At 41.5% G+C, this 13,400-nt stretch carries 10 protein-coding genes; all 10 read left to right on the top strand.

The annotated features are described in order from the left end of the window. Positions 1 to 456: 456 nt before the first annotated feature. On the top strand, positions 457 to 618 hold the full coding sequence (locus tag DW981_RS15240; RefSeq protein ID WP_182434285.1) for a hypothetical protein: 162 nt from the start codon (positions 457 to 459) through the stop codon (positions 616 to 618). A 218-nt stretch (positions 619 to 836) separates the two neighbouring features. Further along, positions 837 to 1,550 carry a LytTR family DNA-binding domain-containing protein gene (locus DW981_RS12895; RefSeq protein ID WP_182434284.1) on the top strand — a complete coding sequence of 238 codons (714 nt, stop codon included), beginning with the start codon at positions 837 to 839 and terminating at the stop codon, positions 1,548 to 1,550. 23 nt (positions 1,551 to 1,573) lie between these two features. Beyond that, on the top strand, positions 1,574 to 2,875 hold the full coding sequence (locus tag DW981_RS12890; RefSeq protein WP_118508013.1) for a GHKL domain-containing protein: 1,302 nt from the start codon (positions 1,574 to 1,576) through the stop codon (positions 2,873 to 2,875). A 140-nt stretch (positions 2,876 to 3,015) separates the two neighbouring features. Then, complete coding sequence (locus tag DW981_RS12885; RefSeq protein ID WP_182431072.1) at positions 3,016 to 3,615, top strand: accessory gene regulator B family protein; 600 nt, start codon at positions 3,016 to 3,018, stop codon at positions 3,613 to 3,615. Continuing rightward, on the top strand, positions 3,605 to 3,742 hold the full coding sequence (locus DW981_RS12880; RefSeq protein ID WP_118443071.1) for a cyclic lactone autoinducer peptide: 138 nt from the start codon (positions 3,605 to 3,607) through the stop codon (positions 3,740 to 3,742). Before DW981_RS12885 ends, DW981_RS12880 begins: the two co-directional genes overlap by 11 nt. Positions 3,743 to 3,909: 167 nt before the next feature. Further along, positions 3,910 to 4,536 carry a hypothetical protein gene (locus DW981_RS12875; protein WP_118508012.1) on the top strand — a complete coding sequence of 209 codons (627 nt, stop codon included), beginning with the start codon at positions 3,910 to 3,912 and terminating at the stop codon, positions 4,534 to 4,536. Between the two features lie 47 nt (positions 4,537 to 4,583). After that, the gene (locus tag DW981_RS12870; RefSeq protein ID WP_147352652.1) at positions 4,584 to 7,022 is read left to right on the top strand and encodes a DNRLRE domain-containing protein; all 2,439 of its coding nucleotides are present in this window, start codon (positions 4,584 to 4,586) and stop codon (positions 7,020 to 7,022) included. A gap of 93 nt (positions 7,023 to 7,115) precedes the next feature. Next, positions 7,116 to 7,763, top strand: a complete 648-nt coding sequence (locus tag DW981_RS12865; RefSeq protein WP_118508010.1) for a hypothetical protein — start codon at positions 7,116 to 7,118, stop codon at positions 7,761 to 7,763. 30 nt (positions 7,764 to 7,793) lie between these two features. After that, a complete protein-coding gene (locus DW981_RS12860; protein WP_118508009.1) occupies positions 7,794 to 11,963 on the top strand; it encodes an RHS repeat protein in 4,170 nt (1,389 codons plus the stop codon). Next, a partial coding sequence (locus DW981_RS12855) for an RHS repeat-associated core domain-containing protein (RefSeq protein ID WP_147352651.1) occupies positions 11,960 to 13,400 on the top strand: 1,441 nt, incomplete at its 3' end. The genes DW981_RS12860 and DW981_RS12855, both read left to right, overlap by 4 nt.

Below are 13,400 nucleotides of genomic sequence, written 5' to 3'. Positions count from 1 at the left end.
CCTAAATCACTTCGAAAAAAAAGATATTGGTTTATACAATGAAAAGTCAATGTCTATATATTGGGTGTAAGAAAAATCTCTGCAAGTGTAATCTTCGTCTTCGTTAATTTCTACATTTTGAAATTTTGAAAGGGAATTCATAAATACCTCTTTTCTATCAATAATAATGATTCGTAAATTTTTCAAAAAACTGACTGATAACTAAAAATTATCCGCCACAGCACATCTCTCCGTCCGATAATATTCAATTATCAGTACCAAATGTGAATAGTTTTGTGCAGAAGAATTCGACACACAGAAATCCTATAATTTTCAGATAATTATTCAATAATGAAAATTTTAAATTGCATCGTTTCCTTGATGTAAGAAGTAAATGTTTGTATAGTTCGATAAATCATATGATTTCATACGTAACACATGGGTTGAATGCCAGGTTGATTCAAAAGTATACTAAATATGGTTACATATCGAGCAATACAAGGGGGAGAGATTCCGGTGCTATATAAGTATCGAAAACCGGATGCAAAAGATCTGTATCGGGTACAAGGATATGTGGATGCTTTGCTGGAAAAGCAAGTCAGGAAAATGATTGGAAGGAAGATGAAAGAAATGTTATGAGAAAAACCTAATAATTATGAAAAAAATCATATCTTTCTAGCAATATTGTTCTATCTGCGGTATACTAGATGAGAAAAAAGAACGACGCTATAGGAAGCAGATACAGGAACGTATGTGTTGATTCCGTTAATGTATTTATGTTCTTTTGCTTTATGGAAATAATTGATTTGCCACAATAAAAAATATTGATTTTTCAGATAACAGGTGGGAGGATGTGCATGGACTTAAAATTAGGAGTAGCAATTTGTGATGATGAGAAATATTTTCGAGAAGAAATTAAAAGGTTAGTCGAACAATATCTTAAAGAAAAGAAGATTATATTTTGTATTGATCTTTTTACAAGTGGTTTGGAATTTTGCAGCGATGATAATAACCTGCAACAATATGACATTATATTTCTCGACATTGGAATGAAAGAAATGAATGGGATGGAAACAGCGTATGCGATACGGGAAAAAAATCAGAATGTGGACATTGTTTTTATTACTATTATGATGGATTATGCACTTGAAGGGTATCGCGTGGATGCAGTACGCTACATATTAAAGGATGATCTGGAAAGCTTGCTGCCGGAATGTATGGATACGATTCTTCAGAAAAAACAGGAAAGGGAAATGGAATTTCCGTTTGTAGGGGGAAAGAGGAAAGTTCTGTTAAAAGAGATTCTTTTTATTGAGAGTAAATCACATCAATTATGGTTTGAGAGAACCGGAGAAAATTTATATATGTATGGTCAGATTAACGACCTGGAGTTGATTTTATCGAATTATGATTTTGTAAGGACGCATCAAAGCTTTTTAGTGAATCTTGTACATATAGAGAAAATAAATAACTATTTGCTATACTTGTCAAACGGTGCTGAAATTCCCGTGACAAAACAAAGATACGCAAAAGTGAAAGAGCAGTATTTAAGTTACAAAGAAAAAATGTAGTTAAACACGAGGTATAAAATATTATGGTAGAAGAATTTTTCAAAAGTATCAGTATTGTATTTTATGAAGCACTCTGTTGTGGAATCTTCCTGAATATGTTTTTGGAACAAAGATATCCGGCCAGATGGTTGAAATCATTATCCGTTTTTTTGCTGACAGGAGTGTTTTTGTTTTGGGCATTAATTACTCAGACGGGTGGACATTATGTTTTTCGCAGTATAGGGATTATTATAAGCATTGCACTGTTTGCTGTGATATTTTATACAGGGAAATGGCTGCTCAAGATATTTCTTAGTTTTATTTTTTATGCGATTTTATTCTGTGTTGATTATTTAGGATTAATATTGGTTGATTTATTGCTGGATTCTGCTGATTTATCAAACAGTGTAATTCAAGTGATTCTAGTCCTTTTGTGTAAGACGGTTTTGTTTGTGATTGTACTGATACTGGATTATTTTTGGAAAAGAGAAAAAGAGCTGGATGTAAAGAAATCAGAATGGATTTTAATGATTAGTTTTCCAATGATGACTGTAGTAATCATGCTTGTTATGTTGCTGTCTTTTCAACAGAAGAACAATTCTTTTGGATACTTGACGGTTTCTTTTGGAATGGTAAGCATCAATCTTGTCATGTTTGTGTTATTAAAATACATATCGGCAAGAGAAAAACAATATAATCAAATGAAGATATTACAGGAGAGAAATAAAGAAAAAATGCAGGCATATTATGAATTTAGTGAGGATTATGCGCAGAAAAAACGGATGGTGCATGATTATAACAATCAGATTCATTGCATTCAGGGACTATTGAGGCAAAACAAGTACCGGGAGGCAGAGGAATATGCAGATAAATTGACAGAAATACTAATAGATGGTCGGGAAGTCATAGATGTTAATAATACAGTATTAAATGTTGTACTAAATCAAAAATATCGTCTCGCAAAAAGTAAGGATATTGCTCTGTATTTTCAGGTAAATGATTTATCCGGATTATGGATGAAGGAGCAGGATGTGGTTATTTTGTTGTCGAATTTATTGGATAATGCGATTGAGGCTTGTGAGAAATTAGATTGTAATAAGGTGATACGGCTAAAACTTGTAAAGGAAAAACAACAAATGGTACTTTCTGTCCAGAATCCAGTGGCGGTTCCCGTAGAAATTAAAAACAATGATATCCAAACGGGTAAAGGGGATAAGAAAAATCATGGGATTGGTTTGAAGAATATTCAAATGGTTTTAGATAAGTATGGTGGAATTGGGAGAATCAGATGCGATAAGGGATGGTTTTATTATACGGCAGTAATTCCCCAAACGGAAGAAATATAAATATCTGTTTACAAAAACAAGGCTGCAGAGCCTTGTTTTTTTCTTGCAAAAAAAGTAAATATGAAAAATCACAGTCAAATTTGGTTACTTTTAGTCGAATCTTGCTACTACTGTTGAATTTAAGTAGGAAATTATGGTATATGAAAGACGAGGAGAACCTGGCTATGATAGTTAAATTTGTAAAATATCTTATTGACAAAGATGTTTTGGATAAACAATACGAAGAAGATTCTATATATGGGCTGACAATTATGCTGGAAAAGATAGTAGCATATGTTGTTTTGTTTTGTATTGCCTTTATAGTAAGAAAACCAATAGATGGAATCATCTTTACTGTTTCCTTTATGGCTGTAAGGCAGACTACAGGTGGTTTTCATGCAAAAAGTTTTTTGGGATGTCTGACAGGATCAGTATTAACATTATTAATGGCATTAGAAATAATTGCTCCGTTAATAGAAAAGTATGAAATGGTAAAAGGGATTATATTTATTCTGTCAACAGTTTGTATATGGTGTTTTGCTCCCGTGAATCATCCGAATCTGGCTTTGTCAAAATGCGAACAACAGGAGTATAAAATGTGGAGCAGAAAGGTATTGGGGATGGAATTTGGAGTAATTGTAATTGCGTATTTGTTACATATGCGATGGCAACAGTACATGATGCTTGCAATTGTGTTTTGTGCTGTTTTCATATTGATAGCAAAAATAGTAAGGCAGGAGGTGAAGTGTGATGAAAAGTAAAAAAGAAAATCGTTTACTCAACTTGGCGGGAAAACTGGCAAAGGCTGAAGCTGCCAGAGCAAAGTCCGGCTGGCCGCCAGCATGTGCAGGAATTTTGCATCAGCCGAAACGTCCGACGAAAAAGTAATGCAACATGGGAAGTGACGAAACTAAAATTTGCCCATTGAATCATAGCATTGCTTAGCATGGAACAATGGGCAGAGAAGAAAATATATCAATTCGATTGATTTTATCTATAGATATAAATTGGTGTTATATTTGGAGCAATCGCAGAACATATGAGGGAGGTTTTTCATGAAGAAAACAGGAAAAGAAGGAATCCAAAAGGGCATTATCAGTGGTACATTAGCTGTGGTATTGGTACTCACTGCTGTCGTGGGAGTGGATTTTTCCACTAGGAAAGATGCAAAAGCAGGAACAGGTATGAATACGGGAACATCCCGGGCAGCCGTTACGGAAGAACTGACTGCCAAGCGGAGCAAATTTGTCAAACAGTTTGCCTTGTCTGATGGCAGTTTTATCGCTGCCACCTACTCCATGCCCATCCATTACAAAAAGAACGGAAGATGGAAAGAAATCAATACCACTCTGGTGAAATCCGGAAAATCCCAATATAAAACAAAAGCGACGGATTTATCCATTAGAGTCTCAAAAAAAGCAAATAAAAAATCCGTTGTATCTCTGAAACGAGGTAAAACCAGCTTATCCATCGCCTTAAAAGGCAAAAAACTCAAACAATCAAAAGTAAAGATCAGCAATCCAAAGAAGACGACATACACCGATGTTCTGAACCAGAACAAAGTAACATATAAAAAAGTTCTGAAGAATACAAATGTCTCTTATGACATTTTCCGGAAAAAGTGCAGGAGATTGTTACGGTTTCCAAGAAACAGAAGAATAAATCCTTTTCTTTCAAACTAAATACAAAATTAAAAGTTAAGGTAAAGGGTAAAAAAGTCTATTTCAAGATGAAAAAAGGAAAAACCCAATTTACCCGGATGAGCACCAAGATTACCGATGCAAATGGCGTATCGACAACCAATGTAAAACTTTTCTATAACAAAAAGACAAAAACATTGAAAGTGACACCAAATAAAAAGTGGTGGAACAGCAAAAAAAGAAAATTCCCGGTGGAAATCCGGACAACCTATCTTACCGATAAACACCGCAGAGATGTAAAGGTGGGGGCTGCTTATGCCGGCGCACCAAACAGTAACTTCGGCTATGACAAATCCCTGCTTTTGCAGGCGAATAAATGTGTGGCATTTACCAAGATGAGTACCCTTTCCGAACTGAAAAACCAAGATGTGCAGATTCGGGATGCAGCATTACATATCAAAAATGAAAAGACAATCAAATTAGGGGCTGGAAAGACCTTTGACATCGGTGTCCACAAAGTGACACAGAACTGGAACGTCAATAAACTGACCTATAACAACCGTCCGGCTTATGAAGCGGGTGCCTCAGCAACCGTGGGAATCCAGAAGGCAGGGAAATACCAGTGCGATGTAACGGACATTGTAAGGGCATGGTATGCGGGAGAAGCCAACTACGGTGTGGCATTAGTGGCGGACAATTCCAACCGCTCTTACCAGGCAAAAATAGACCGGAATCCATACTTTACCGTGCATTATGAGGTGGTGGGATTTGACGGTGCTGTGGAATTAAAGGAAAACGCACCGGTTACCCGGTCAGTAATAAAAGCCGGACAGGAGAATTACTATTACTTTGACACCAAGCCGGGCATTGCATATGACATTTACACCGATTCCTCCATTGACACACAGGCAACCATGTACGACACAGCTAAAAATCAGGTTGCCTATGACGACAATTCCGGACTGGATAACAACTTCCTCTTTACCGGAGCCTATAACGGACGGAAATATCTGAAAGTCAGCGTCAAAAACAAAGGAACCGGGGATTACACCCTTACCCTGAAAAAGCGTTTTGCAATTCCGGAACCAACGGGAATCAAAGGACAGGATAAGTATACCATCACCTGGAATGCGGTAGAGAACGCCAAAGAATATCTCATCTGCGTTTATGACGGAGGAAAGAAAATCAGCGATGCCGTTGTGACGGGAACATCCTATGATTATATCTATAACAATGAAACCGCTGGAAAGACACTGGGATTCACCGTGACGGCAAGGAAAAATGCTTCCCTGGCCGGTGAAGCATCCCGGATGGTCTATAACACAGACAGCCGGTCGGAGTGGGTATATACGACATCAATGCAGGAAACCAGAAAAAATGCTTCTGCCGCTGCGTTGGATGGGAAAATCTATGTACTCGGCGGTGAAAATGCCACAGGTTCCCTGAAAACCTTTGCGGTATATGATACGGAAAAGAAAACATGGGAAAGTCTGCCGGAGTATCCCGGTACCGAAAGCGGAATCTGTCGGGCAGCCGTGTTTGCGTACAATAACGAAATCTATGTCATCGGCGGTCAGACCGATACGGGAGTGACGGCAAAACTTCTCAAATCTGTGTATGCTTATAACACAGAGACCAGACAATGGCAGAAAAAGGCAGACCTGGCAGAGGGAAGAACCAATCTGGCATATGCATGTAGCAAAGACAAACTCTATGTATGGTCAAGGGCAGGTACCACGGATCAAGCAGAAATTTATGACATCAAAACCGATACCTGGGAGACGGCAGTTCTGCCGGACACCAGTGCGGTCATTGCTGCAGCAAGTGTGGATAATCGTGTGTTTGTGTTAAAAGAGGACGGAGAGAAGATGTTCTGGCAGGAGTATCTCCCGGAGGACAATCTCTTTGAGGACGCCGGAACCGTGTGTCCGTTTGCTGCTTCGGATATCTATGGTACTCCTGTAGTAATCAGCGGAAAAATCTATATGGCAAAAACAGAGGAGACAAAAGAAGTTCTGGTGCATGATGCTTACTCTGATGAGTGGAGCAGGATTTCGGATATGAACCTGACCAAGAAGGATTCCATGCTGGCAGCTTCCGGCAATGACATTTACAGCATTGGCGGAGAGCTGGCTGGCTTTGGTGTTCTGGATACCGTAGAGCAGTATACGGTAAAAGTGCAGACCACCACAAAGCAGATGGCAGTGAATCAGGGAGAATCCTATGAATTACAGGTGAATGCCGGGAATTTAAAAAAGGGACAGGCAAAGATCGTCACGGTAAGCGTCAACCCGGAGGAAATGGAAATCCAGAATGCATCCTCTTTTGAAACAGAGGATGCGCTGAAAGAAGGGGCAGACGACGTCACCTTATTAAAATACCAGCCGAAAAAAGGCGTAATCGTGCTGAAACTGACCGGAAGTTTGGAGCGGGGAGAATCCTATGAGACTTACCAGTCCATCCCGGTAGAAGCAAAGATAACCGGGAAAACAACAGTAGAGATTACCTTGACAGAAGAAGGAAAGTAATAATGAGGGGATTCGTTCGTTAGGAAAAACATAACGGGCGGGTCCTGTTTGTCGCACAGGGAAAATATAGAATCCGGAATGGGGGAGTTATCATTGAGGAAACCAAAAAGAAAAAAAATCGGGATTGCAGCAGCCGTAGTGCTTGTCATGTGTTTGCTTGCGGGAACCAGCATAATCATAAGGAATCATCAAAATCAAAAGAAACCGGAAGAAAAGAAAGAGGAAGTCTATCAATCCCTTTCGGCGACGGACCGTGAAACCGCTGATCTGTATGCGGAACTTTATGAAACGGATCGGGAAGAGGTCGCAAAGATACAGGCGGAAACAAAGGACTGGGAGAAGACCGGTAGGAAATTGGAACAGGATTTTTTCACCATCCCGGAAAATACCAAGTACCAGATGGAACAGGAAGGCTACAGTCTGGATGATCTGGAACAGGCAGAGAAACTGTCCGTAAAAACCGGACGAAAAGCCATCGAGTTAGCAAAGGAAAAGGGAAAAACATCCGAAAACAGGCAATGGTCTGATGTGGTGAAGGATAGTGAGATTCTCAGCACGGAAGAACAGTTGGGATTGTCAAAGGAGCAGATACAGCAGTTAAAAGACAAATCCCTCAGTAAAGAGGAACGGATAGAAGTGGCGGTTCTGTTATTGAATGAGACTTGTACCTTTGAGGAAGTGTTGGTGCAGTTGGAAGCAGGGAAAACGGTGGAGGAACTGAAGGGACAGGAATCCGAATAAAACAGAAACCGAGAAAAGGAGTGGATATCTATGGGAAAGATCAAAAAGATGATAACAGGAGCGGCAGTAACTACATTTCTGTGTGGAATGGTGGTGTTTGTCAGTAGCAACACCTGTCTGGCGGCGGGGGAATCCTATAACACGGCAACCGAAGCCGCCTACGGGGATACCTTCCGGAGTGTCTATGAAAACAGGCTTGCCGTTTCCCCGTTAGAAGCTGAGAAAATTGATGGAGTGGATACCGCTACCGGACATCTGATGCTTTCCCGTAATGATCTGTCATTGGATGGAACAGGCGGCATGGACTTTGAACTGAACCGCTACTACGACAGCAACGAAGCCAACTTAGGTCATGCCACGGTGGAATATATTGAACAGTTAGAGGTAGATACCCTCTGGGTTTACTACACAGCGTCAGACGGTTCCCGTAGGCGCATTGTAGTGAACGCTGCCATCTGGAAAAACCATAAGAATGCCTTGAAAAACCTGTTAGTGAAATACGAAAAGGGCGAAGGCTGGAAAGGGGTATCCGCTAATGGTGAAAAGCACTATGAAAATGATACCCAGCGAACCAAGATCGTCAGCAATGAGGGATACAACGTCTATGGACTGGCAAGCGGCTGGCGGTATGATTTCCCGTGGATTGAGACTGTCACATTGACTGAGGATGAAGGCTGGGGAAAGATTCCGACCTACCTTCACTATGGCAGTGCCGGGGTCATTAACATTGAAACCAAAGCGGATGATGCCGCAAAGTCCTATTCCATCAAAGGACTGGAAGGCTATGATTATGATGATATCAAACTGGAGGACTGGGACAAGACCGTAGACGGCATTGCCTGCAAATACCTTCTCCGTGATAAAACCGGACTCCGTACTTATTTCAATGAAGACGGTGTCATTGTGTTGCAGAAAGACGCCCATGACAACACGATTACCTTTGCCTATACCGATGGCATTTATTTCAGTAAGATCACCGATTCGGTAGGACGGGAGATCGTATTCCGCTACAGCGGCGAGGGTGACGAAAAGGCAGTTGCCTCCGTCACCGTTCAGGGAAAAAACGTTGCCGGAGGTGTGTCTTCTAAGACCATCACTTATGAGACCGAGGAAAAATCCTATACCCCTCATCATGGGGACCGGTTAAATGGTGTGATACTGACCAGTGCAACCGTAGACGGCAGTAAAGAAAAGTATTCCTATAAGACCGTAGAGCGGCTGGTCAACACTTCCGGTGCCGGAGTAGCGTCACAGCGTGTTTCCACCAATCAGAGTTATCTGCTGACCAAAGTAACCGCAGACGGAAGCGAACAGCACTATGAATACCGTGCCTGCTCCCAGCGGGGAGAAAAGGAATCCGGAACCGACCAGAAACGGGATGTGGTAACGGAGCAGTTCTATGTCACCAGGGAGTATGAGAAGGACACGAAAACTGGGAAAAAATCAAATGGAATCAAATATGATTATTTCCAGAAAAAAGGAAGCGATGCCCTACGTTCTTATGCGGATTTCAGGGAGAAGGAAAAGGAAGAAAACGGCGGCGATGGCATCAGCTATGAAGTATGGCAGTATGGGAACAGTGGGTTGAAAACCGTGACGGTCGTCAGTCACTTTAATCCCAACAAATATAAAACCAGCGGAAAGTATTACGATTATAAGTATAAGAAATCAAAAATCAATGCTAACACTTTAAAACTGAAAAGCAATACGAAAAAGAATGTCACATTATACATATATAATGAAAATAAGTTGCTGACCGATGAGGTCAGTTATGGAAAAGAAAAGGAAGAAACTCTTTACAGTTATGATAACAGAGGGAAGGGTTCCCTTGTGGTGCTGAAAACAGACAAGTCCTATGGGAAAAAAGGAGAGAAAGCAGTCACCACAAAAGAAGGCTATACTTATGACCGTTACCGGAATGTTTTGACCGCCAAATCTTCCAAAGCCTATCTGGCAAAAAATAAAGGGAAGGAGCATTTATACACTACAAGCTACACCTATCAGACAGTGCAGGGATACCCTGCTGGGGATGAACCCTTTGTGTGCCCGCTTGTAACAGAGGAATCCTATGCCTCTGCAGCGACAAAAAACAAACTGGTGAGTACACTATCATCCAATGGGGTTGACTATGCCAGCATTTCTGAACAGAGAAGTGTAAACGGCGGGGCATACCAGACCATTTCCAAGACGGATTTCCAGTATGACGAGCAGGGAAATGAAATCCAGGGGAAAGTCTACCCTTCCTACAGTACGGATGGGGAAAAGGAAGTCATACAGAACGATTATACCTATAACAGCCTGGGACAGCAGACCAAGAAGAACGTTACAATTACCTCCGCTAAATGTCCACAGGACAACCGTACCTACACGGAAGAAGAAGTGACCTACGATTCTTTCGGTAATGAGTTATCTTATATCGATGAGAATGGTCTAGTATCCCAAACCAGCTATGATCCGGAGACAGGAGAGGAAACCGAAACCATCCATGCGGTGGGAACAGAGTATGAATCCAAAGATAAGGAGTATGTTTCCACAGATGGATTAAAAACCATGACGGTGGACAACTATGGGCGTGTATCCATCGACATCCAGGATACCTTTGGCAATACCATCATTAGCAAGGATGAAGCAGCAGGCACCTGGACGGAAAGTACCTATGACTATGGGGATGAAGATGACGATAGCAGTAACTCTGATGACAGCGAGGAAGACGAGGATGCTGGAGATGTGGAAATAGAAGAAACTGCCCGTTTAGTGGAAGAAAAGACATATCCCTTTACTCCGGATGAGAAGAAATTCATTATCAATGAAAATGGGGAAACGGTGGCTAACTTTTACATGACCGGAAAAGGGAAGGACATCCTGAGCGGTACGAAGTATTTCTATGATAATCTGGGCAATGAGATCGGAACAGCAGCGTTTAGCAACGGGGAACTGGATGCTGCCCACTGTACTTCCTGGAGTTTTAGTAAAAGCGAGACGGAAGTAACCGGAGAAGACGATGATGCGCAGACGATTTCTACCAGCTACAGCAAAGAATTAAATCCATCGTCTTATCAGTCAGATGTGGATACCGAAGATTATTACGACCAGTTCAATGATGCCGTATTAAGCGAGACAATTACAGAGAATGTAACCGATGCGGAGGGGAATGCCCTGTCGCAGAAAACCACTACCATCCGGGGGAAGAACAGGTCCGAATCCACCACGACTTATGAAACGGATGACTTTGGCAGAACCACAAAAGAGGATACCGTCACCAAGAACTATCAGGATGGCAGGTGGCTTCCTGCCTATGAAACCCAGACTCTCTCCACCTATGATGAGAACGGCAACGTAAGCCAGACGGAGACAAAGAGCCGGAAAGAAGGGGAGACGGATTGGGAAACCCAGACGGTTAAAACGGATTATGATGAGCAGGGACAGGTCACAAAGGAATACACTCCAAGAGGGACAAAAGAGGATGTTGCCACCAAGTATCAATACGACATCCTCGGTCAGATGATTCAGTCCGAAATCCCACAGGAGAATAAGGATGGAAGCATCCGTTACCAGACCACCAAAACCGAGTACGACAATATGGGAAATGTGACGGAACAGGAAGAACAGATTGATAGTGACAGGACATCAAGAACCGAGTATACTTATGATAAACAGGGAAACCTTGTGATGGTCAAGAGCTGCCTGGATGCAGATAAAGCACAGTATGTCCAGTATGTCTATGACGTGCAGGGGAACAAAGTGCGCCAGTTTATCGGAATGACCAGTCCACTGACAATTACGGTGTCAGAAGTGACGGATGCAGATACTTCTTCCGGAAGCGAAAATGATACAGAAGATATTTTCTCTTATGCAGGGAAAACTTATGGTATTACCATCAGTGGCAAGAAGAAATCCGATGACATCCGGGAAAACAAGTATGCCTATGATGGGAAAAACCGGTTAATATCCTATACCGATCCGGAGGGCAGGACGGAGACTTATACCTATGATGCCAACAGCAACCTCACGAAGACGGTTGACAAAAATGGAAACACCCAGAAAAACACCTATGATTACCAGAACCGTCTGACGGAGATGGTGGCAAAGGAAAAGAAAACGGGGAAAAAGACGGTGCATACCTATACCTACAATGCCTATGGGGATGTAGCAACACAGGACGATACTAGCTTGTCTATAATGATGTGTCCGGACAGGTGACAAAAGAGACGACAAAGCTGACAAAAAATAAAGATGTAGTCAAGAATTACAGCTATGATAGTGCCGGGAATAAATCTGCCTTTGCAGTCAAAGTGGGAGATGATACTAAACTTTCTCTGCAGTATACCTATGACGGGGAGTCGAAACTGACTTCTGTCACGGATGAAAAAGGGAACAAGATAGTAGGATACGACTATGATACGGACGGAAATCTTGCCGAAAGAACAGTGGATGGAAGTGGTATGACAACTACTTATGCCTACGATTACCAGAATCATCTGATATCTCTGAAGAACCAGACGGATAGTGCAGGGGTAATTTCTGAATACACATCGGAATACTTAACGAATGGACAGAAATCCAAAGAAACAGCAGATATAGTGGATGAGGCTGGAAAGAAGTCGAAAAAGACAGCGACCTATGCCTATGATTTATTAGGGCGTATCACCAAAGAAACCAAGACTGGCAGCAAGGATATTTCCTACACCTATGACAGTAACAATAACCGGAAAGAGATGAAGGCTGGCAATAAGGTAACTGCCTACAAATACAATAAAAATGATGAACTGCTCCGCACAGATACGTTAAATACGGATACGGAGGAAGATTCCGTTGTCATTTACAAAAACGATAAGAACGGAAACCAGCTTGCCACAGTTAATCGCTATGAAATTCCAAGTGATAAAAAGGACAGCACCTATGTGGATATCGATGTGACTCTGGGGGATAACCGCCTGAATGAGAACGTCGTGAATCATTACAATGCTTTGAATCAGCTAACTCACACGCTGACAAAGAATTATAAGGTCAGCTTTACTTATGATGCCGAAGGGCTGCGTACGAGCAAGACGGTGAACGGGGAGAAGACGGTCTTTGTCTGGGATGGGGACCAGTTAGTGATGGAACTGTCTGAGAGTGGAAAGGTGCAGAAACGGTATATCTGTGGCAATGATCTTGTGTATGCCGACAAAGGAACGGACACCGAAAAACAGTATTATGTGACCGATCCACATGGAAATGTGGTGCAGCTCACGGATGAAAGTGGAGCGGTTACCAAGACATATGAGTATGATTCCTTTGGTAATGAGGTAGATTCAGACAGCAAAGATGAGAATCCGTTCCGTTATTGTGGGGAGTATTATGATAAGGAGACGGAGGAGATCTACCTTAGGGCGAGGTATTATCAGCCGGAAGTGGGGAGATTTCTGACAAGGGATAGTTATACAGGGGAGGAAGATGAACCACTGAGCCTGCATTTGTATACTTATTGTGGGAATGATAGTGTAAATCGGATTGATCCTAGCGGGAATGTAAATATAGTAGTTTCTGGAGGAATTTATAAAAAGGATAAAAAAAATGGATATTGTTATGAATTCATAGAACCGGCTTTAAAAATGATAAATGATCTATATACTTGTAATAAGAAATTTACTAATT

It is taken from the genome of Clostridium sp. AM49-4BH, assembly GCF_003478335.1.
Classification (GTDB): Bacteria; Bacillota; Clostridia; order Lachnospirales; family Lachnospiraceae; genus Butyribacter.
This window is presented reverse-complemented; position numbering and strand designations above follow the sequence as displayed.